General features: G+C 73.2%; 16 protein-coding genes, 1 pseudogene and 1 riboswitch. Of the genes and pseudogenes, 16 read left to right on the forward strand and 1 reads right to left on the reverse strand.

The annotated features are described in order from the left end of the window. Nucleotides 1-177 precede the first annotated feature (177 nt). From ABZ826_RS25855 to cobI, 10 genes are all read left to right on the forward strand, one after another. A complete protein-coding gene (locus tag ABZ826_RS25855; protein WP_361452802.1) occupies nucleotides 178-1,443 on the forward strand; it encodes an inorganic phosphate transporter in 1,266 nt (421 codons plus the stop codon). 35 nt (nucleotides 1,444-1,478) lie between these two features. After that, nucleotides 1,479-1,709, forward strand: coding sequence for a hypothetical protein (locus ABZ826_RS25860; RefSeq protein ID WP_361452805.1), 231 nt, complete (start codon nucleotides 1,479-1,481; stop codon nucleotides 1,707-1,709). Between the two features lie 171 nt (nucleotides 1,710-1,880). Then, nucleotides 1,881-2,012, forward strand: a riboswitch (cobalamin riboswitch). Between the two features lie 144 nt (nucleotides 2,013-2,156). Continuing rightward, entirely contained in the window at nucleotides 2,157-3,170 is a 1,014-nt protein-coding gene (locus ABZ826_RS25865) for a cobalamin biosynthesis protein (RefSeq protein ID WP_361452808.1), read from the forward strand. After that, the gene (locus tag ABZ826_RS25870) at nucleotides 3,167-4,708 is read left to right on the forward strand and encodes a cobyric acid synthase (protein WP_361452811.1); all 1,542 of its coding nucleotides are present in this window, start codon (nucleotides 3,167-3,169) and stop codon (nucleotides 4,706-4,708) included. Before ABZ826_RS25865 ends, ABZ826_RS25870 begins: the two co-directional genes overlap by 4 nt. An 8-nt stretch (nucleotides 4,709-4,716) precedes the next feature. After that, nucleotides 4,717-8,382 carry a cobaltochelatase subunit CobN gene (cobN, locus tag ABZ826_RS25875; RefSeq protein WP_361452814.1) on the forward strand — a complete coding sequence of 1,222 codons (3,666 nt, stop codon included), beginning with the start codon at nucleotides 4,717-4,719 and terminating at the stop codon, nucleotides 8,380-8,382. Then, on the forward strand, nucleotides 8,379-8,555 hold the full coding sequence (locus ABZ826_RS25880) for a hypothetical protein (RefSeq protein WP_361452817.1): 177 nt from the start codon (nucleotides 8,379-8,381) through the stop codon (nucleotides 8,553-8,555). Before cobN ends, ABZ826_RS25880 begins: the two co-directional genes overlap by 4 nt. After that, nucleotides 8,552-10,570 carry a putative cobaltochelatase gene (locus tag ABZ826_RS25885; RefSeq protein ID WP_361452820.1) on the forward strand — a complete coding sequence of 673 codons (2,019 nt, stop codon included), beginning with the start codon at nucleotides 8,552-8,554 and terminating at the stop codon, nucleotides 10,568-10,570. Before ABZ826_RS25880 ends, ABZ826_RS25885 begins: the two co-directional genes overlap by 4 nt. Next, the gene (cobO, locus tag ABZ826_RS25890; protein ID WP_361452823.1) at nucleotides 10,570-11,169 is read left to right on the forward strand and encodes a cob(I)yrinic acid a,c-diamide adenosyltransferase; all 600 of its coding nucleotides are present in this window, start codon (nucleotides 10,570-10,572) and stop codon (nucleotides 11,167-11,169) included. Before ABZ826_RS25885 ends, cobO begins: the two co-directional genes overlap by 1 nt. Continuing rightward, the gene (locus ABZ826_RS25895) at nucleotides 11,132-12,538 is read left to right on the forward strand and encodes a cobyrinate a,c-diamide synthase (protein WP_361452826.1); all 1,407 of its coding nucleotides are present in this window, start codon (nucleotides 11,132-11,134) and stop codon (nucleotides 12,536-12,538) included. The genes cobO and ABZ826_RS25895 overlap by 38 nt, the downstream gene beginning before the upstream one ends. Continuing rightward, nucleotides 12,535-13,281 carry a precorrin-2 C(20)-methyltransferase gene (gene cobI, locus ABZ826_RS25900; protein WP_361452829.1) on the forward strand — a complete coding sequence of 249 codons (747 nt, stop codon included), beginning with the start codon at nucleotides 12,535-12,537 and terminating at the stop codon, nucleotides 13,279-13,281. Before ABZ826_RS25895 ends, cobI begins: the two co-directional genes overlap by 4 nt. 23 nt (nucleotides 13,282-13,304) lie before the next feature. On the opposite strand, the gene ABZ826_RS25905 is transcribed toward cobI, so the two are convergent. Then, the gene (locus tag ABZ826_RS25905; RefSeq protein WP_361452832.1) at nucleotides 13,305-14,027 is read right to left on the reverse strand and encodes a ZIP family metal transporter; all 723 of its coding nucleotides are present in this window, start codon (nucleotides 14,025-14,027) and stop codon (nucleotides 13,305-13,307) included. A 104-nt stretch (nucleotides 14,028-14,131) separates the two neighbouring features. Between ABZ826_RS25905 and cobM the strand changes: the two genes are divergently transcribed. From cobM to cobC, 6 genes and pseudogenes are all read left to right on the forward strand, one after another. Then, complete coding sequence (gene cobM, locus ABZ826_RS25910; protein ID WP_361452836.1) at nucleotides 14,132-14,980, forward strand: precorrin-4 C(11)-methyltransferase; 849 nt, start codon at nucleotides 14,132-14,134, stop codon at nucleotides 14,978-14,980. Continuing rightward, on the forward strand, nucleotides 14,977-16,263 hold the full coding sequence (cbiE, locus tag ABZ826_RS25915; protein WP_361452839.1) for a precorrin-6y C5,15-methyltransferase (decarboxylating) subunit CbiE: 1,287 nt from the start codon (nucleotides 14,977-14,979) through the stop codon (nucleotides 16,261-16,263). The genes cobM and cbiE overlap by 4 nt, the downstream gene beginning before the upstream one ends. Beyond that, on the forward strand, nucleotides 16,260-17,978 hold the full coding sequence (gene cobJ / locus ABZ826_RS25920) for a precorrin-3B C(17)-methyltransferase (RefSeq protein ID WP_361452842.1): 1,719 nt from the start codon (nucleotides 16,260-16,262) through the stop codon (nucleotides 17,976-17,978). The genes cbiE and cobJ overlap by 4 nt, the downstream gene beginning before the upstream one ends. Continuing rightward, the gene (locus tag ABZ826_RS25925; protein WP_361452845.1) at nucleotides 17,975-18,583 is read left to right on the forward strand and encodes a precorrin-8X methylmutase; all 609 of its coding nucleotides are present in this window, start codon (nucleotides 17,975-17,977) and stop codon (nucleotides 18,581-18,583) included. Before cobJ ends, ABZ826_RS25925 begins: the two co-directional genes overlap by 4 nt. Continuing rightward, nucleotides 18,580-19,491 (forward strand): sirohydrochlorin chelatase, encoded by a 912-nt coding sequence (locus ABZ826_RS25930; RefSeq protein WP_361452848.1) that lies wholly within the window; start codon nucleotides 18,580-18,582, stop codon nucleotides 19,489-19,491. Before ABZ826_RS25925 ends, ABZ826_RS25930 begins: the two co-directional genes overlap by 4 nt. 19 nt (nucleotides 19,492-19,510) lie before the next feature. After that, nucleotides 19,511-20,569 (forward strand): annotated as a pseudogene (gene cobC / locus ABZ826_RS25935) (Rv2231c family pyridoxal phosphate-dependent protein CobC); the annotation flags it as partial. Nucleotides 20,570-20,755 lie beyond the last annotated feature (186 nt).

Raw genomic sequence — 20,755 nt, forward strand, 5'->3', positions numbered from 1 at the left:
GGGGGCCGAAATCAGGCCGCTCGGGGCCCCGTCCCGGGCGCGCGCCACATCGGGGCGGACAAACAGAATGACCCGGCTCCGTTTGGAGTCACCACAGTGCCCTTCCCAGTTCATCTTCCGTTCACCCAGGTTGCCTACGGTCCACCTGCCAATGACGTCGAACGATTGCCTGGGTAAATGGAACACATCACGCTGCTCCTCGCGATTGTGATCGTGACAGCTCTAGTGTTCGATTTCACGAACGGTTTCCACGACACCGCCAACGCGATGGCGACGACCATCTCGACCGGTGCGCTCAGACCGAAGACAGCGGTGGCCATGTCCGCCGTTCTCAACCTCGTCGGCGCGTTCCTGTCCGTGGAGGTCGCCAAGACGATCTCCGGCGGGATCATCAACGAGGACGGGTTGCGGACAGAAGTCATCTTCGCGGCACTCGTCGGCGCCATTCTCTGGAATCTGCTGACCTGGCTGGTCGGACTGCCGTCCAGCTCCTCGCACGCCCTGTTCGGCGGCCTGATCGGTGCCGCCGTGATGTCGGCGGGCTGGTCGTCGGTCGACGGCGGCACGGTCGTCACCAAGGTGCTGCTCCCCGCGGTCGCCGCCCCGATCGTCGCCGGCCTGGCCGCGCTGCTGGCCACCAGGCTGACGTACCGGATCGGCGGGAAGATCCGCAACGACGCCCAGGAGAAGGCCACCGCCAAGGGCTACCGCGCCGGTCAGATCGCCTCGGCCGGACTGGTCTCCCTCGCCCACGGCACCAACGACGCGCAGAAGACCATGGGCATCATCACCCTGGCCCTGGTCACCGGTGGCGTCCTGCACCCCGGCGCCAACCCGCCGGTCTGGGTCATCGTCGCCGCCGGTACGGCCATCGCGCTCGGCACCTACCTGGGCGGCTGGCGCATCATCCGCACCATGGGCAGCGGCCTCACCGACCTCAGGCCGCCGCAGGGCTTCGCGGCCCAGACCAGCGCGGCCACGGTCATCCTGGCCTCCTCGCACCTCGGCTTCTCCCTCTCCACCACCCAGTCCTGCTCCGGCGCCGTGATGGGTGCGGGCCTCGGCCGTCAGGGCGGCGTGGTCCGCTGGTCCACCGCCACCCGGATGTTCGTCGCCTGGGGTCTGACCCTGCCGGCCGCGGGCCTGGTCGGCGCGGGCGCGGAACTCCTCACCAAGCAGGGCACCTGGGGTGTCGTCGTCGTCGCGGCGCTGCTGGTCGCGGGCTCCGGCTCGATCTGGCTGGTGTCGCGCCGCAAGCCGGTCGGCCACGGCGATGTCGCGCCGGCGGACGGCACGGCCGAACCGGCGGGCGTCGTCACGACGGCCATCGCCGCCGTCAGCCCGCCGCCCACCGCGGCCCAGGCGACGGCCCAGGACCTCAAGACCACCATTCCGGCCCCGGCCGGCACCTCCCAGGACCCGGCGCGACCCGCCACCGTCTAGGTCAGCCGTCCAGGCCGGCCGTCTAAGGAATCAGCATGAAAATCGACTGGGCAGCCCTCGGCTCCGTCTTCGGCGTCTCCCTCGTGGTCACCGTCGCGCTGGTGGGTCTCTTCACCCTGGGCATCGTCGGTCTCTCCAAGCAGCCCGAACCGGCGGCGCAGGGCGGCTCCGGCGGCTCGCTGCTGCTGGCCCGCGCCGGCGCGTACGTCTGCTTCGGGCTGTGCGCGGCGGCGGTTACGTACGGGATCTATCTGATCGTCGCCTGAGCCCTCCCCCGCGCACTCCCCCGACGGGCCGGACACACCTCGTGTGTCCGGCCCGTTCCGGTGTGCCCGGCCCGATGTGGGCCTCAGCACACTGCGCCGTCGCAGGTCAACGGCAGGTTGACGGGCGTTCGCGGAGCGTGGTGGACTGCCGGAGCCAATTACGGCGACAGCAGAGGAAGCCGGTGCGAATCCGGCGCGGTCCCGCCACTGTCACCGGGGAGCAGTCCCCCACACCGGAAGTCACGGCGCGCGCGAGCGGGCTGGAAGGCCGGGGGAACTGCGGATCCGGGAGCCAGGAGACTCTCGTCGCCGGTCACGTCGAACCAGGGCGCGGACCCTGAGTGAGGACATATCGCCATGCCTGGCTGCCGTGCGTCCGCTGCTGTGGCGCTCTCGTCGAGAGCCGCCTGTACGAAGGTCCTTCGAGGCGCGTCGGCCGGTTGAGCCGTGCGTGCCGACCGCATTTTCGTGTACGGCGCCACGGCCGGTCTGATCGGCGATCTGCTGCTCGGTGACCCCCGCAGGGGGCATCCGGTCGCCGCCTTCGGGCGGGCCGCGGCAGGCGTCGAACGCCGTCTGTGGCGCGACCACCGCGGGTGGGGCGCGCTGCACACCCTTGTCCTGGCCGGAGGTGCCGCGGGGGGTGCCGCGCTGATCAGCCGTGCCGTGCGCGGCCGTCCCGCCGCCTCCGTCGCGCTCACCGCGGCCGCCACCTGGTCCGTCGTCGGCGGTACGTCCCTGGGGCGTGAGGCCCGGACGATCGGCGACGCCCTGGCGGCCGGTGACCTCGAACTGGCCCGCGAGCGGCTGCCGCATCTGTGCGGACGCGACCCGCACTCCCTCGACGGACCGCAGATCGCCCGCGCCGTGGTGGAGTCCGTGGCCGAGAACACCTCGGACGCGGTGGTCGGCGCCCTGGTGTGGGGCGCGCTGGCCGGGGTGCCGGGGCTCGTCGGCTTCCGGGCCGCCAACACCCTCGACGCCATGGTCGGCCACAAGTCGCCCCGCCACCGGCGCTACGGCTGGGCCTCCGCCCGCCTCGACGATGTCGCGGGCTGGCCCGGCGCCCGGCTCACGGCGCTGCTCGCCGTGGCCGCCGGAGGGAGGCCACGTGGCGCGGTACGGGCCTGGCGGGCCGACGCGGCCGAGCACCCGAGCCCCAACGCGGGCCCGGTGGAGGCCTCGTTCGCGGGCGCGCTCGGCGTGCGGCTCGGCGGGACCCTCGTGTACGGCGGGAGGGTCGAGCACCGTCCCGTCCTCAACGGGGCGACGGGCCGGGCGGTGGAGACCGAGGACATCGAACGCGCGGTACGGCTGTCGCGCCGGGTGAGCGCGCTCGCCCTGGGCGTATGTGTGGCCGGACGGCTGGGCGCGGGCCTCGCCGCACGACGCATCGCAGGGCGCCGGACGGCGGGAACTCGTACGGCGGGCACGCGGATCGCAGGACGGAGACGGACATGAGCGGCGGACTGCTGGTCGCCGGGACCACCTCGGACGCGGGCAAGAGCGTCGTCACGGCAGGCATCTGCCGCTGGCTCGTGCGCCGGGGCGTGAAAGTGGCACCCTTCAAGGCGCAGAACATGTCGCTGAACTCGTTCGTCACCCGCGAGGGCGCCGAGATCGGGCGCGCCCAGGCCATGCAGGCGCAGGCCGCCCGGGTGGAGCCGACCGCGCTGATGAACCCGGTCCTGCTCAAGCCCGGCGGCGACCGCTCCAGCCAGGTCGTCCTGATGGGCCGGCCGGTGGGCGAGATGAGCGCCCGCGGCTACCACGGGGGCCGACAGGAAGCGCTGCTCTCCACGGTCGTGGACTGTCTGGAGCGGCTTCGGGACACATATGACGCAGTGATCTGCGAGGGGGCGGGCAGTCCGGCCGAGATCAATCTGCGGCGCACGGACATCGTGAACATGGGCATCGCACGCGCGGCCCGCTTCCCGGTGGTGGTCGTCGGCGACATCGACCGCGGGGGCGTCTTCGCCTCCTTCTTCGGCACCACGGCGCTGCTCGACGCCGAGGACCAGTCGCTGATCGCGGGCTACCTCGTCAACAAGTTCCGCGGTGACGTGTCGCTGCTGGAGCCGGGCCTGGAGATGCTGCGCGGGATCACCGGACGGCGGACGTACGGGGTGCTGCCCTTCGCCCACGGCCTCGGCATCGACGAGGAGGACGGGCTGCGGGTCTCGCTGCGCGGGGCCGTGCGCGAGTCGGTCGTCGCGCCGCCGCACGGCGAGGACGTGCTGCGCGTGGCGGTGTGCGCCGTGCCGCTGATGTCGAACTTCACCGATGTGGACGCGCTGGCCGCCGAACCGGGCGTCGTCGTGCGATTCGTGGACCGCGCCGAGGAGCTGGCCGACGCCGACCTCGTCATCGTGCCGGGCACCCGCGGCACCGTGAAGGCGCTGGCCTGGCTGCGCGAGCGCGGCCTCGCCGACGCCCTGGTCCGGCGCACCGCCGAGGGCAGGCCGGTCCTCGGCATCTGCGGCGGCTTCCAGATCCTCGGCGAACACATCGAGGACGAGGTCGAGTCGCGGGCCGGGCACGTCGACGGCCTCGGCCTGCTGCCCGTACACATCCGCTTCGACCGCGAGAAGACCCTCGCCCGCCCCGTCGGCGAGGCGCTCGGCGCGCCCGTCGAGGGGTACGAGATCCACCACGGCGTCGCGGACGTGCGCGGCGGGGAAGCGTTCATCTCCGACGACCGAGGACGCAGCCTCGACGGCTGCCGGGCCGGCTCCGTGTGGGGCACCCACTGGCACGGCGCGCTGGAGAGCGACGCGTTCCGCCGCCGCTTCCTGACCGAGATCGCGCGCGCCGCCGGCCGGCGCTTCGTCCCCGCCCCCGACACCTCCTTCGCCGCGCTGCGCGAGGAACAGCTCGACCGCCTCGGCGACCTCGTCGAAGAACACGCGGACACCGACGCGCTGCTGCGGCTCATCGAGTCGGGCGCACCGTCAGGACTTCCCTTCATCGCCCCCGGAGCACCTGGAGCACGCGCATGAACTCCCCTATGAGCACTGTGCTGTTGTTGTCGACGGCCGACACGGACCTCCTCGCCGCCCGCGCCTCCGGCGCGCCGTACCGGATCGGCAACCCCACCCGCATCGACGCCCACGAGGAACTCCCCGCGCTGATCGAAGGCGCCTCCGTCGCCGTCGTCCGCCTCCTCGGCGGCAAGCGCGCCTGGGAGGACGGGCTGGCCGTCCTCAAGGCGTCCGGCATCCCGACCGTGCTGCTGGGCGGCGAGGCCGTGCCGGACGCGGAGCTGATGGCCGAATCGTCCGTGCCGGCCGGTGTGGTCGCCGAGGCTCTGCGCTACCTCGTGGAGGGCGGCCCCGGAAACCTCGTGGAGCTGGCCCGGTTCCTCTCCGACACCGTCCTGCTGACCGGTCACGGCTTCGCCGAGCCGCAGAAGATGCCCGAGTGGGGCCTGCACGGCGACCGCGAGTTCATCGAGGGCCGCCCGACCGTCGGCGTGCTCTTCTACCGGGCGCACCAGCTCTCCGGGAACACCTCGTTCGTGGACGTCCTCTGCGACGCGGTCGAGGCGCGGGGCGCCAACGCCCTGCCGGTGTACTGCGGTTCGCTGCGTGGCGCGGACGCCGGTCTGTACGAACTGCTCGGCAGGGCGGACGCCCTGGTCGCCACGGTCCTCGCGGCGGGCGGCACCCGCGCGTCGGACGCCTCCGCCGGGGGCGACGACGAGGCCTGGGACATCGGCGCACTGGCCGATCTGAACGTCCCCGTCCTCCAGGGCCTGTGCCTGACCTCCTCGCGTGCCGCGTGGGAGGCGTCGGACGCGGCGCTCTCCCCCATGGACGCCGCGATGCAGGTCGCGATCCCCGAGTTCGACGGCCGGCTGATCACCGTCCCGTTCTCCTTCAAGGAGCAGGGACCCGACGACGTGCCGGTGTACCGCGCCGACCCCGAACGCGCCGCGCGTGTCGCCGGAATCGCAGTGCGCCACGCCGTCCTCAAGCACAGGACGAACGCCGAGAAGAAGCTCGCCCTCGTCTTCACCGCCTACCCGACCAAGCACTCCCGCGTCGGCAACGCCGTCGGACTGGACACGCCCGCGTCGGCGGTACGGGTCCTGGACGCCCTGCGGGAGGCCGGTTACGCGGTCGACGGGCACCCCGACAACGGCGACGAGCTCATCCACCGCCTCATCAGCGCCGGTGGCCACGACGTCGAGTGGCTGACCGAGGAGCAGCTCGCCGCGGCCCCCGCGCGGGTGCCGCTCGCCGACTACCGAGCCTGGTTCGACACACTGGAACCGGAGCTGCGCGACTCGATGCTGGAGCACTGGGGCGAGCCGCCGGGTTCGCTGTACGTGGACGGGGACGACATCGTCCTCGCCTCGTTGCAGTTCGGGAACGTGGTGGTGCTGATCCAGCCACCGCGCGGCTTCGGCGAGAACCCGATCGCGATCTACCACGACCCGGACATGCCGCCGTCGCACCACTACCTGGCGACGTACCGCTGGCTGGAGGCCGCAACATCGGAGGGGGGCTTCGGCGCGGATGCCGTCGTCCACATGGGCAAGCACGGCACGATGGAGTGGCTGCCGGGCAAGGGCCTCGGCCTGTCCGCCGGTTGCGGCCCCGACGCCGTGCTCGGCGAACTGCCGCTGATCTACCCGTTCATCGTCAACGACCCGGGCGAGGGTACCCAGGCCAAACGACGCGGGCACGCCACGGTGGTGGACCATCTGGTGCCGCCGATGGCCCGTGCCGACACCTACGGCGACCTGGCCAAGCTGGAGCAGCTGCTCGACGAGTACGCGCTGGTCAGCGATCTCGACCCGGCCAAGGCCCCGTCGGTGAGGGCGCAGATCTGGACGCTGGTGAAGGCGGCCGAGCTGCACCACGACCTCCATGTCGACGAACAGCCGGGCGACGACGACTTCGACTCGTTCGTCATGCACATCGACGGCTACCTCTGCGAGATCAAGGACGTCCAGATCCGCGACGGCCTGCACATCCTCGGTGGTGGCCCCGTCGACGAGGCGCGGGTCAACCTGGTGCTGGCCGTGCTGCGCGCCTCCCAGGTGTGGGGCGGCACGGCGAACGCGCTGCCGGGGCTGCGGGCCGCGATCGCCGGGCACTTCGGGCTCAGCGAGAAGGAGTTGCTGGCCGAGCCCGGCGCCGCGGTGAAGGTGCCGGCCGAGCTGACCGAGCTGGTCGACGGTCCGGCGCGCACCGGCGCCGACGCGATCGATCTGCTGGAGCAGTTGTGCCGCCGGCTCGCCGAGGGCATGGAGGAGCGCGGCTGGGACATCGCCGCTGCGGCGGGGCTTGCACGGGACGTCCTCGGCTTCGAACTCCCGGACGCGGTGGCCGTGTTGGGCTTCGCGTGCGAGGAGGTCGTACCCCGGCTGGCGCGGACGACGGACGAGATCGACCACATCCTGCGGGCCCTGGACGGTGGCTTCGTACCGGCGGGCCCGTCGGGCTCCCCCACGCGCGGGCTCGTCAACGTGCTGCCGACCGGGCGCAACTTCTACTCCGTGGACCCGAAGGCGATTCCGTCGCGGCTCTCGTGGGAGGTCGGTCAGTCGCTCGCCGACTCGCTGATCGCCCGGTATCTCGCCGACACGGGCGACTACCCGAAGTCGGTCGGCCTGACCGTGTGGGGCACCTCCGCCATGCGTACGCAGGGTGACGACATCGCGGAGATCCTGGCGCTGCTCGGCTGCCGGCCGGTGTGGGACGACGCCTCGCGGCGGGTGACCGGGTTCGAGGTCGTGCCCGTGAGTGAACTGGGGCGCCCGCGCATCGATGTGACGGTGCGGATCTCCGGGTTCTTCCGCGACGCGTTCCCGCATGTGGTGGGGCTGATCGACGACGCGGTCCGGACGGTGGCGGAGCTGGACGAGCCGGCCGACGCCAACCATGTCCGGGCGCACGCCGACGAGGACACGGCGGCCCACGGTGACCGGCGGCGGGCCACGGCCCGGATCTTCGGGTCCAAGCCGGGGGCGTACGGGGCGGGGCTGCTGCCGCTGATCGACGCACGGAACTGGCGCAGCGACGCGGACCTGGCCGAGGTGTACGCGGTCTGGGGCGGCTACGCGTACGGGCGCGGGCTCGACGGGCGGGCGGCGCGCGGGGACATGGAGACGGCGTTCCGGCGGATCGCGGTGGCGGCGAAGAACGTCGACACCAGGGAACACGATCTGGTCGACGCCGACGACTACTTCCAGTACCACGGCGGCATGGTCGCCATGGTGCGGCATCTGACCGGCGAGTCGCCCGAGGCGTACGTCGGTGACAGCGCCACGCCCGACCAGGTGAAGACGCGGACGCTGGGCGAGGAGACGCACCGGGTGTTCCGGGCGCGGGTGGTGAATCCGCGGTGGATGGCCGCCATGCGTCGGCACGGGTACAAGGGCGCCTTCGAGATGGCCGCGACCGTGGACTACCTGTTCGGGTACGACGCGACGGCGGGGGTCGTCGACGACTGGATGTACGAGAAGCTGTCGGCGGAGTACGTCTTCGACGAGACCAACCGGGACTTCATGAAGACGTCCAACCCCTGGGCGCTGCGCGGGATTTCGGAACGGCTGCTGGAGGCGGCCGAGCGGGGGCTGTGGGAGGAGCCGGACCAGGAGACCCTGGACCGGCTCCGGGCGACCTACCTCGAACTTGAGGGAGATCTGGAGGGAGAGGCGTGATCTCCCTGGGAAGCCCCGCGTCGGCGGGGAGCACGCTCTGCGCCAGATCGCGGCAACCTGCGCGGCTGGACCATCCCCGCGCCGGCGGGGAGCACGTCCTCACCCTCGCCGAACGGGTGCCGGAGCACCGGCCAATCGACCATGAGTTCCCCGAAGGAGTGATCGCCACGTGAGCACCCCCTACCCGTTCACCGCCGTCGTCGGCCAGGACGATCTGCGGCTGGCCCTTCTGCTCAACGCAGTGAACCCGGCCGTCGGCGGTGTCCTCGTCCGCGGCGAGAAGGGCACCGCCAAGAGCACGGCCGTACGTGCCCTTTCCGTGCTCATGCCGGAGGTGGACGTCGTCCCCGGATGCCGCTTCTCGTGCGACCCGTCCGGACCCGACCCGGCGTGCCCGGACGGACCGCACGAGCCGGGTCGGGGCGCGCCGCGCCCTACCCGCATGGTCGAGTTGCCCGTGGGTGCCTCGGAGGACCGGCTGGTCGGCGCGCTCGACATCGAGCGAGCACTCGCCGAGGGAGTGAAGGCCTTCGAACCGGGGCTGCTCGCCGACGCGCACCGCGGAATCCTCTACGTCGACGAAGTCAACTTGCTGCACGACCACTTGGTCGACCTCCTGTTGGACGCCGCCGCCATGGGCGCTTCGTATGTCGAACGCGAAGGTGTCTCCGTACGGCACGCGGCTCGATTCCTTCTGGTCGGGACCATGAACCCCGAGGAGGGGGAGCTCAGGCCCCAGCTCCTCGATCGATTCGGGCTGACCGTGGAGGTCGCCGCCTCGCGGGAGCCGGAGCAGAGAGTGGAAGTCGTGAGGCGCAGGCTGGCCTACGACGACGACCCGGTCGGCTTCGCCACGCGCTGGGCCGGCGATGAGGCCGCCGTGTGCGCGCACGTCGTCGCGGCCCGCGAGTTGCTGCCGTCCGTGACGTTGGGTGATGGTGCTCTGCGGCAGATCGCCGCGGTGTGCAGCGCGTTCGAGGTGGACGGGATGCGGGCCGACATCGTGATGGCCCGCACGGCGACCACGCTGGCCGCGTGGGCGGGACGTACGGATGTGCTCGCCGAGGATGTGCGGCAGGCCGCCCTGCTGGCGCTCCCCCACCGGCGTCGGCGCAATCCCTTCGACGCGCCGGGCCTGGACGAGGACAAGCTCGACGACACGCTGGAGCAGAACAGCGGCGAGGACGACGACCCCGATCCGGACGGCCCCGGTGGCGGCGGCCGTCCCCCGCAGGGCGATGGGCCCGACACGCCGCCGCAGCCCGAGGGCGAGGCCGGCGACACACCGGCGGGGTCCGTTCCCGAGCAAGGGCAGGAGCAAGGACAGGGCCAGTCCTCCGGGAGCGGTGAGCAGCAGCCCGTACGCGCCGCCGAGCCGTTCCGCACGAAGATGCTGAGCGTGCCCGGTCTGGGCGAGGGCGCGGCGGGGCGGCGGTCCCGGGCGCGTACCGAGCACGGGCGTACGACCGGCGCGCGGCGTCCGCAGGGCGCCCTGACCAAGCTGCATCTGGCGGCGACCGTGCGGGCCGCCGCCCCGCATCAGCGGGCACGCGGGCGGTCGGGGCGCGGACTGGTGGTCCGGCGGGACGATCTGCGGCAGGCGACGCGGGAGGGGCGCGAGGGGAACCTCGTGCTGTTCGTGGTGGACGCCTCCGGGTCGATGGCCGCCCGACAGCGGATGAGCGCCGTGAAGGGTGCGGTCCTTTCGCTGCTGCTGGACGCGTATCAGCGGCGGGACAAGGTCGGGCTCATCACCTTCCGGGGCAAGGACGCCGAGGTGGTACTGGTTCCGACGTCGTCGGTGGACGCGGCGGCGGCGCGGCTGGAGCAGCTGCCGACCGGGGGACGCACCCCCGTGGCGGCCGGGCTGCTGAAGGCCCATGAGGTGCTGCGGGTGGAGCGGCTGCGTGATCCGTCGCGGCGGCCGTTGCTGGTCGTGGTGACGGACGGGCGCGCGACCGGCGGGCCCGATCCGCTGGCGCTGGCGGCGCGGGCGGCACGGCTGCACGAGGCCGAGGGCATCGCGTCCGTCGTCGTGGACTGCGAGTCGGGGCCCGTACGGCTCGGTCTCGCGGGCACGCTCGCGCGCGATCTCGGGGGCAGTGCCGTCACGCTCGACGAGCTGCGGGCCGACTCGATCGCGGGGCTCGTGCGGGACGTTCGGGGAACCGGCAGGAGGGCCGCGTAATGCCGCAGGGACAGCCGACCACCGTGCCGGACGACGGGCTCACCACCCGTCAGCGCCGCAACCGCCCGCTGCTGGTGGTGCACACCGGCATCGGGAAGGGGAAGTCGACGGCGGCCTTCGGGCTGGCGCTGCGCGCCTGGAATCAGGGGTGGCCGATCGGCGTCTTCCAGTTCGTCAAGTCGGCGAAGTGGAAGGTCGGCGAGGAGAACGCGCTGAAGGTCCTCGGAGCCAGCGGCGAGGGCGGGTCCGTCGCCTGGCACAAGATGGGCGAGGGCTGGTCGTGGGTGCAGCGCGACCAGCAGCTCGACAATGAGGCGGCGGCGCGCGAGGGCTGGGAGCAGGTCAAGCGCGACCTGGCGGCCGAGACGTACCGGCTGTACGTCCTCGACGAGTTCGCGTACCCGATGCACTGGGGCTGGGTCGACACCGGCGAGGTGATCGAGGCGCTGCGGAGCCGTCCCGGTACGCAGCATGTGGTCATCACCGGGCGCAACGCGCCCGAGGAGCTGGTGGCGGCCGCCGACCTGGTGACCGACATGTCGAAGGTCAAGCACCCGATGGATGCCGGTCAGAAGGGTCAGCGGGGCATCGAATGGTGAGGGGCCCGCGGTGAACTTTCCGCGTCTGGTGATCGCCGCGCCCTCTTCGGGGAGCGGCAAGACCACCGTGGCCACGGGGCTGATGGCGGCCTTCGCGGGGCGGGGGCTCGCCGTGTCCGCGCACAAGGTCGGGCCCGACTACATCGATCCCGGCTACCACACGCTGGCCACGGGGCGCCCGGGGCGCAATCTCGACGCGTACATGTGCGGGCCCGAGCTGATCGCCCCGCTGTTCGCGCACGGGGCGCTGGGCTGCGATCTGGCGGTCGTCGAGGGTGTGATGGGGCTGTACGACGGGGCGTCGGGGGAAGGCGAGCTGGCGTCCACCGCCCAGGTCGCGAAGCTGCTGCGGGCGCCCGTGGTGCTGGTCGTCGACGCGTCGTCGCAGTCACGGTCCGTGGCCGCGCTGGTGCACGGCTTCGCCTCGTGGGATCCGCGGGTGCGGATCGGCGGGGTGATCCTGAACAAGGTCGGCTCGCAACGGCACGAGGCGCTGCTGCGGGACGCGTTGGACGAGTCGGGCGTGCCGGTGCTGGGGGTGCTGCGGCGGACGGAGCAGGTGGCCGTGCCGTCGCGGCATCTGGGGCTGGTGCCGGTGGCCGAGCGGCGGGCCGACGCGTCGGCCGCCGTGGCAGCGATGGCGGACCGGGTGCGGGCGGGCTGCGACCTGGACGCGCTCATGGCGTTGGCCCGGTCGGCGCCCTGGGTGCCGGGTGAGGTGTGGGACGCGGCCGGGGCGGTGGCCGGGTGCGGCGGGCCCGTTGCCGGGGCCGGCAGGGTCGCCGTCGCGGCCGGGCCCGCGTTCACGTTCTCCTACGCCGAGCACACCGAGCTGCTCGCCGCCGCCGGGGCCGAGGTCGTGCCGTTCGATCCACTGCGGGACGAGGCGTTGCCCGAGGGCACTCGGGGGCTGGTCATCGGCGGGGGTTTCCCGGAGGTGTACGCCTCGGAGCTGTCCGCCAACGCGGCGCTGCGCCGGGCCGTCGCCCGGCTGGCGGCCTCCGGGGCTCCGGTGGCGGCCGAGTGTGCCGGCCTGCTGTACCTGGCGCGTTCACTCGACGGGCTGCCGATGTGCGGGGTTCTCGATGCCGAGGGCCGGATGTCCGAGCGGCTGACACTCGGCTACCGGGAGGCCGTGGCGGTCTCCGACAGCGTGCCGGCGGCGCCCGGGACGCGGGTGCGCGGGCACGAGTTCCACCGGACCGTTCTGGAGCCGGGCGCCGGAGCCGAACCGGCGTGGGGTCTGCACCAGCCGGAGCGCCGTGTGGAGGGGTTCGTACAGCAGGGCGTGCATGCGAGTTATCTGCATACACATGGGGCTTCGGCGCCCGGTATGGCCCGCCGATTCGTTGAGAGGTGCAAGGGATGAACCACGGTCGCGGTACGAGCAGGCTGGTCGGCGTCGGTGTCGGGCCCGGTGACCCGGAGCTGGTGACCGTCAAGGGCGTGAACGCGTTGCGTGACGCGGCGGTCGTCGTCGTGCCGGTGATGGACACGGGTGAGCGGGGGCGGGCCGAGGCGACGGTGCTGCACTACGTGGCGGCCGACAAGGTCGTGCGGGTGGTGTTCGCGCTGAACGAGCGGACGGACCGGGCGCGCCGGGAAGCGGCGTGGGACGCGGCGGGCGAGCGGGTCGCGGAGCTGCTGCGTGCGCACGGTTCGGTGGCGTTCGCGACGATCGGCGACCCCAATGTGTACTCGACGTTCACGTATCTCGCGCACACGATCGGTGAGTTGTTGCCGGGGACGGTCGTGGAGACCGTGCCGGGGATCACGGCCATGCAGGACCTGGCCGCCCGCAGCGGTGCGGTGCTGACGGAGGGCACGGAGCCGTTGACGCTGGTGCCGGTGACCGCCGGGGCCGCGGTCCTCAAGGAGGCTCTCGAAGGTCCGGGCACGGTCGTCGCGTACAAGTTCGGGCGGCTGGCCGCGGAGGTGGCCACGGCGCTGCGGGAGACGGGACGTGCCGAGGACGCGGTGTGGGGTTCGGCGCTCGGGCTGCCCGAGGAGTCGATACGACCGGCGGCGGAGCTGGACGAGGGACCCTTGCCGTATCTGTCGACGCTGATCGCGCCCGCGCCGCGCGACGGCGGCCGGGGCGGGAAATTGTGAGGCACCGGGGTCCGGCGCGGTGGTCAGTCCGCGATGCCCACCACCAGCCAGATGAAGCCCACCCCCGCCACGGTGCACAGCAGCGTGGAGCGGGCCGGGTGTTCGTGGTGTGCCTCGGGCAGGATCTCGGCGGCGGCGAGGTAGAGCAGTACACCGCCGAAGAAGCCGAGATAGCAACCGAGCGCTTCCTCCGGAAGGGTGAACAGCAGCGTCGTCGCCGCGCCCACGAGCGGTGCCAGGGCGTCCGCGAACAGCATGAACATCGCCTTGCGGCGGGCGTTCCCGTACAGGCTGGTGACCGTGTAGGTGTTGAAGCCGTCGGCGAAGTCGTGCGTGATGACGGCGAGGGCGACGGCGGCTCCCATGCCGGCGCCCACCTGGAAGGCCGCGCCGAGCGCGACACCGTCCATCAGGCTGTGGCCGACCATCGCCGCCGCTGCCGTGAGTCCGACCTGCGCCACCCTGCCCTCACCCGCGCCGTGTGCCGCCTGGCGTACGGCGAGCAGACGCTCCACCAGATGGGCGACCAGAAAGCCGCCCACGAACAGCAGCAGGGCCGCCGGGACGCCCAGGACCGGATCGCCTGCGGCACCGATCGCTTCCGGCAGCAGGTCCAGGCCGACCACGCCGAGCATCAGTCCGCCGGCGAAGCCGAGCACCAGATGGCGGCGGTCGGTGACGCGTTGGGCGACCCAGCCGCCGGCCAGGGTCATCAGGAACGCGCCGAGCGCGACGAACACCGCCATGCGCTCTTGCTAGCCGACTGACCCCGCTGCGCGCATCTCAGCACGCGGCACGCCCCGCCGTCCGTCCCATCCTTCTGTCCCGTTTCTCGAAAGGACCCCGTCCCATGTCCGAAGCAGTCGACGCAACCGGTACGGCCGCCGCGCCCACCCACGGCCGAGTGACGTTCGTCGGTGCCGGCCCCGGCGCCGCCGATCTGCTGACGTTCCGGGCGGCGCGGGCCATCGCGGACGCCGACATCGTCATCTGGGCGGCGAGCCTGGTGCAGGCGGAGGTCCTGGAGCATGCCCGGGAGGGCGCGGAGATCCTCGACTCGGCGCAGATGTCGCTGGAGCAGGTCGTCGCCGTCTACGAACGCGCGGCTGCCGAGGGGCTGAAGGTGGCCCGTATCCACTCCGGCGATCCGGCGCTGTGGGGCGGCACACAGGAGCAGGTCGACCGGTGTGCCGGACTGGGTGTCGCGGTGGAGATCGTGCCGGGGGTGTCGTCGTTCTCGGCGGTCGCGGCGATCGCGCAGCGGGAGCTGACGATTCCGGAGGTCGCGCAGTCGGTGATCCTGACCCGTCTCGGTGGCGGCAAGACGCCGATGCCGCCGGGCGAGGAGGTCCGTGAGTTCGCGCGCCACGGTACGACGATGGCGCTGTTCCTGTCGGCGGCACGGTCCGGCCAGCTCACCCAGGAGCTGTTGGAGGGCGGCTATCCGACGTCGACGCCGGTCGTGATCGCGTACCAGGCGACCTGGCCGGAGGAGCTGATCCTGCACTGCACGATCGAGAGCCTGGAGGCCACGGTCAAGGAACACAAGCTCTGGAAGCACACGCTCTTCCTGGTCGGTCCGGCGCTGTCGGCGTCGGGGACGCGTTCGCACCTCTACCATCCGGGGCACTTCCACGGCTTCCGCAAGGCCGACAAGGCGGCGCGGGCCGAACTGCGCGCCCAGCGGTCCGGCTCGTGAACCCGGTCCTCGGCACGGGGACCGCGCCGATCCGGGTCTTCGGCACGGGGACGGGCGAACCGCTCGGCCCCGAGGCCCGCCGGGCGCTGGACGCGGCCACGCTGGTGGTCGGCGCCCGGCGTCATCTTCAGGCCGCGGGGCTGCCCGACCGGACCGAGCGCATCGTCCTCGGTCCGCTGACGCCCGCGCTCGACCGGATCGCGGAGCACGCGCCCGAGGACGGGGCGCGGGTGGTCGTGCTGGCCTCCGGCGACCCCGGGTTCTTCGGGATCGTACGGGCGCTGGCGGAGCGTTTCGGGGCGGGCGCGCTCGATGTGCGGCCGGGTGCGCCGTCCGTCGCGGTCGCGTTCGCCCGGCTGGGGCTGGCCTGGGACGACGCGGTCGTGGTCAGTGCGCACGGCCGCGACCCACGGACCGCGGTGCATGTGTGCCTGGCGCACCCGAAAGTGGCCGTCCTGACCGGGCCCGGTGCCGGGCCCGCCGAGCTGGCGGCCGGGCTGGCGCACGGAACGACGGGGCGCACCCTGGTCGTCGCGACGGCGCTCGGCGACCCGGGGCGGGAGCGCGTCGAGCGGCTCACCCCCGCCGAGGCGATGGCCCGCGACTGGCCGGATCCGGTGAGCGTGGTGCTGTGTCTGGACGAATCCCGGGTGCTCTCCCCGGTACGGACCCTGGCGGGGGCACCCGCCGGTCCGGGCGGATGGGCGCTGGACGAGGCGGAGTTCGAGCACCGCGACTCGATGATCACCAAGTTCGAGGTGCGGGCGCTGGCGCTGGCCCGGCTGGGGCCGCGGACCGGTGATCTGGTGTGGGACATCGGCGCGGGTTCGGGTTCGGTGGCGGTGGAGTGCGCGCGGCTCGGTGCCGCCGCCGTCGCCGTGGAGAAGGCCGCGGACGGGGTCGCGAGGATCAGGGCGAACGCGGCGGCGCACGGGGTGTACGTCCACGCGGTGCACGGCTCCGCGCCCGCCGCGCTCGACGGTCTGCCCGCCCCGGACGCGGTGTTCGTCGGGGGCGGCGGGCGTGAGCTGCCCGCCATCGTGACGGCGTGCGCCCGGCGGACGCGGCGCTCGGTGGTGGTGGCGCTGGCGGCGCTGGACCGGGTGCCCGAGGTGCGGGCGGCGCTGACCGGTGCCGGGCTCGTGCCCGAGGGCGTGCTGCTGCAGTCCTCCCGGCTGGCGCCGCTGCCCGGTGAGGTGTCGCGGCTCGCCGCGACCAACCCGGTCTTTCTGCTGTGGGGCACCCGCCCCGCGGTTCGTGCGAATGAAGGAGCAACCCAGTGATCGGCCTGATCTCCGCCACGGCGGCGGGCACCGTCGCCCGCGACCGGCTGGCCGCGGCCTGGCCCGGCCGCACCGCGGTCTACGAGGGACCGGTGCGCGAGGCCGTGCGGCGGGCGTTCGCCGAGTGCGAGCAGCTGGTGTGTTTCCTGGCGACGGGGGCCGTGGTGCGGCTGCTGGCGCCGCTGCTCTCGGACAAGGCCTCGGACCCGGGTGTCGTCTGCGTCGACGAGGCGGGACGCCATGCGGTGGCGCTGCTCGGCGGGCACGGCGGCGGGGCGAACGCGCTGGCCGAGGCCGTCGGTGAGGTACTGGGCGCGGCACCGGTCGTGACGACGGCGACGGACGCGGCGGGAATGCCGGGGCTGGACATGCTGGGCCTGCCCGTGGAGGGCGATGTGGCGGGGGTGTCGCGCGCGATGCTCGACGGGGCGGGGGTGGAGCTGCGGGCGGACGCGGTGTGGCCGTTGCCGCCGTTGCCGGCGAATGTCTCCCCCGGCGCCGGGGGTGGTGCGGTGCTGCGTGTCACCGACCGGATCGTGGAACTCGGGGCGCAGACCGCTGTGTTGCGGCCCGCGTCACTCGCTGTCGGGGTCGGCGCGTCCAAGGATGCGCCGGCCGCGGAGGTCGTCGGGCTCATCCGGGACGCTTTGCGCGAAGCCGGGCTCTCGCCGCTGAGCATCGCGGAGTTGGTGACGGTCGACGCGAAGGCGGACGAGCCGGGGATCGTCGCCGCGGCCTCGCAGCTCGGCGTACCGCTGCGGACGTACGCCGCCGACGAGTTGGCCCGTATCGAGGTGCCCAACCCGTCCGGCGCGCCGCTCGCCGCCGTCGGAACGCCCTCCGTCGCGGAGGCCGCCGCGCTCGCCGCGGGGGGCGAACTCCTCGTACCGAAGCGGAAGTCGAACCCTGCGGGGCGAGCCGCGATGGCCACCTGCGCGGTGGTGCGCCGGGCCCCGCGCGGGCGCCTGGCCGTCGTCGGTCTCGGCCCCGGCGCGCGCGATCTGCTGACGCCGCGCGCCCGTGAGGAGTTGCGGCGGGCCTCGGTCCTGGTCGGGCTCGACCAGTACGTCGACCAGATCCGGGACCTGCTGCGGCCGGGCACCACGGTCCTGGAGTCGGGGCTGGGCGCCGAGGAGGAGCGGGCCCGCACCGCGGTCGCCGAGGCACGCGAGGGGCGTGCGGTGGCACTGATCGGCAGTGGTGACGCGGGCGTGTACGCGATGGCGTCGCCCGCGCTCGCCGAGGCCGGCGCCGACATCGATGTGGTGGGTGTGCCGGGTGTGACGGCCGCGCTGGCGGCCGCCGCGATCCTGGGCGCCCCGCTGGGCCACGACCACGTGTCGATCAGCCTCTCCGATCTGCACACGCCGTGGGAGGTCATCGAACGCCGGGTGAGGGCGGCGGCCGAGGCCGACATCATCGTGACGTTCTACAACCCCCGCAGCCGGGGCCGCGACTGGCAGCTCCCGAAGGCCCTGTCGATCCTGGCCGAGCACCGGGAGGCGGCGACACCGGTCGGTGTCGTGCGCAACGCCTCGCGCCCCGACGAGAGCAGCCGGGTGACCTCGCTGGCGGCTCTGGACCCGGCGACGGTGGACATGATGACGGTCGTGACGGTCGGCAACACCGCGACCCGGGAGATCGCCGGCCGCATGGTGACGCCGCGCGGCTACCGCTGGCAGTCGGCCCCCGCCCCGCAGGGAGGTGCGAAGTGAGCCGGCCCTGGGAGAGAACCGTCCACCCCATCGAGCAGGAGTCGTACCGGCGGCTGCGCGCCCGTCTGGACACCTCGCACTTCCCCCCGCTGACCCGGGCCGTCGTGGAGCGGGTCATCCACTCCGCGGCGGATCCGGCGTACGCGACGGACCTGGTCTGCGACGAGGCGTCGCTCGTCGTCGCGCACGCGGCGCTGCACGCCGGCGCTCCGGTCGTCACCGACGTGGAGATGGTCGCGGCGGGCATCACCCGCCGCGAGACCGTGTGCCGTCTGAAGGAGGCCAGGTCCACTCCCGGGCTGACCCGTTCGGCACACGCGATCCGGCTCGCGTACGAGCAGGTCGGGCCCGGCGCGATCTGGGTGATCGGCAACGCGCCGACCGCACTGGAGGAACTGCTCTTCCTCGACACCGCGCCCACGCTCGTCGTCGGGCTGCCGGTCGGTTTCGTCGGCGCGACCGAGTCGAAGGCGGCACTGCGCGAGAGCGGTCTGCCCGCCGTGAGCAACGTGTCCGAGAAGGGTGGCTCGGCGGTCGCCGCCGCCGCCCTGAACGCCCTGCTGTACCACCCCGTACCCCGCACGAACACCGAGGAGAACCTGTGACCACCGCGTCCACCCAGCCCGCACTGCTCATCGCCGGCCATGGCACCAGGGACGAGGGCGGGGCCGCGGCGTTCCGTGACTTCGTGACCGAGCTGGGCGAGCGCCACCCGCAACTGCCCGTGGCGGGCGGGTTCATCGAGCTGTCCCCGCCGCCGCTCGGCGACGCCGTGAGCGAACTGGTCGGGCGAGGTGTGCGGCGGTTCGCCGCCGTGCCGCTGATGCTGGTGTCGGCCGGGCACGCCAAGGGGGACATTCCGGCGGCGCTGGCCCGTGAGAAGGAGCGCCACCCCGGCATCGCGTACACCTACGGCCGCCCGCTCGGCCCGCACCCGGCGCTGCTGAAGGTGCTGGAGCGCCGGGTCGACGCGGTGCTCGGCGACACCGACCGGTCCGAGGTGACGGTACTGCTGGTGGGGCGCGGTTCGACGGACCCGGACGCCAACGCCGAGGTGTACAAGGCGGCGCGGCTGTTCTGGGAGGGCCGGGGTTACGCGGGGGTGGAGACGGCGTTCGTCTCGCTCGCGGCGCCCGACGTACCGTCCGGTCTCGACCGTTGCGTGAAGCTGGGTGCCGGGCGCATAGTCGTTCTGCCGTACTTCCTCTTCACCGGCATCCTGCCGGACCGGGTGCGTCGTCAGACCGAGGAGTGGGCCGCCGCCCACCCGGGGCTCGATGTCCGCCCGGCCGAGGTCATCGGCGCTGCCGAGGAACTGTACGACCTGGTCATGGAGCGCTATCGGGAGGCCGTCGAGGGCGATCTGCGGATGAACTGCGACTCTTGCGTGTACCGGATCGCGCTGCCGGGCTTCGAGGACAAGGTGGGGCTGCCGCAGCAGCCGCACTTCCACCCCGACGACGACGGCCACTCTCACCACCACTCTCACGGCGGTCATGCACACTCCCACTGAAAGTCCCGACGCGACAGGCGCGGGCGCGCACGATCTGCGGCACCACGGTGACGCGGAAGTACGGGGACGGGGACGGGATCTGACCGATCTCGCCGTCAACGTACGGGCGGATACGCCCCCGGCCTGGCTGAGGGCGCGGATAGCCGCGTCGCTGGGCACGCTCGCCGCCTACCCGGACGGCCGTCCGGCGCGGGCGGCGGTCGCGGCCCGGCACGGTCTTGCGGCGGAGCGCGTGCTCCTGACGGCGGGGGCGGCGGAGGCGTTCGTGCTGATCGCTCGGGCGCTGCCGGCTCTCCGTCCGGTCGTGGTCCATCCGCAGTTCACCGAGCCGGAGTCGGCGCTGCGCGCGGCCGGGCACGAGGTGCGGCGGGTGCTGCTGCCGGCCGAGGACGGCTTCCGGCTGGATCCGGCGGCCGTTCCCGAGGACGCGGATCTGGTGGTGGTCGGCAATCCGACCAACCCCACGTCGGTCCTGCATCCGGCGGCCACGCTGGAGCAACTGGCGCGTCCCGGGCGGACGCTGGTCGTCGACGAGGCGTTCATGGACGCGGTGCCGGGCGAGCGCGAGGCGCTGTGCGGGCGTACGGACCTCCCCGGGCTCGTGGTGCTGCGCAGCCTCACCAAGACCTGGGGGCTCGCGGGGCTGCGGATCGGTTATGTACTGGCCGCCCCGGAGACGATCCGCGCGCTGGAGGAGGCGCAGTCGCTGTGGCCGGTGTCGGCCCCGGCACTGGCGGCGGCCGAGGCGTGCATGGAGCCGCGGGCCCTGGCCGAGGCGGCTGCCGCGGCGGAACGGATCGCGGTGGACCGGGCCCATCTGGTCGCGGGGCTGAGGGAGTTCGCCGAGCTGCGGGTGATGGAGCCGGCCGAGGCGCCGTTCGTCCTGGTGCGGCTGGAAGGGGCCGGCGAGGTACGGGAGCGGTTGCGGGCGCTGGGGTTCGCGGCGCGGCGTGGAGATACGTTTCCTGGGCTCGGTCCGCAGTGGCTGCGGCTGGCGGTACGCGACCGGGCGACGACCAATCGCTTCCTGCAGGCGCTCGACCAGGCGCTGCAGACGCTGACCGCGGTCACGCGCTGACCGAACGGCTCGCGGGGAGCGGCGTTCCGTCAGGCGAACGCCGCTCCCCGCCCCCCTGACCCGCGGCCACCCCCTCGGGCCCCGGGCCCTGAGAGCCTGTCGGGCGGCCTCTGATCGGGCGGCCACGCCCTGGCACGCACTCCCCCAAGGCCTTGAGGGCCAGGGGGACCCCCTCCCGCGTTGCCG

Source organism: Streptomyces sp. NPDC047515 (assembly GCF_040643055.1).
Taxonomy (GTDB): domain Bacteria; phylum Actinomycetota; class Actinomycetes; order Streptomycetales; family Streptomycetaceae; genus Streptomyces.

What these genes read in the sequence shown, in the direction of transcription:
- ABZ826_RS25855 (WP_361452802.1), top strand. Translation starts at nt 178, where the DNA reads ATGGAACACATCACGCTGCTCCTCGCGATTGTGATCGTGACAGCTCTA.
- ABZ826_RS25860 (WP_361452805.1), top strand. Translation starts at nt 1,479, where the DNA reads ATGAAAATCGACTGGGCAGCCCTCGGCTCCGTCTTCGGCGTCTCCCTC.
- ABZ826_RS25870 (WP_361452811.1), top strand. Translation starts at nt 3,167, where the DNA reads ATGAGCGGCGGACTGCTGGTCGCCGGGACCACCTCGGACGCGGGCAAG.
- cobN (WP_361452814.1), top strand. Translation starts at nt 4,717, where the DNA reads ATGAGCACTGTGCTGTTGTTGTCGACGGCCGACACGGACCTCCTCGCC.
- cobO (WP_361452823.1), top strand. Translation starts at nt 10,570, where the DNA reads ATGCCGCAGGGACAGCCGACCACCGTGCCGGACGACGGGCTCACCACC.
- ABZ826_RS25895 (WP_361452826.1), top strand. Translation starts at nt 11,132, where the DNA reads ATGCCGGTCAGAAGGGTCAGCGGGGCATCGAATGGTGAGGGGCCCGCG.
- cobI (WP_361452829.1), top strand. Translation starts at nt 12,535, where the DNA reads ATGAACCACGGTCGCGGTACGAGCAGGCTGGTCGGCGTCGGTGTCGGG.
- ABZ826_RS25905 (WP_361452832.1), bottom strand. Translation starts at nt 14,027, where the DNA reads ATGGCGGTGTTCGTCGCGCTCGGCGCGTTCCTGATGACCCTGGCCGGC.
- cobM (WP_361452836.1), top strand. Translation starts at nt 14,132, where the DNA reads ATGTCCGAAGCAGTCGACGCAACCGGTACGGCCGCCGCGCCCACCCAC.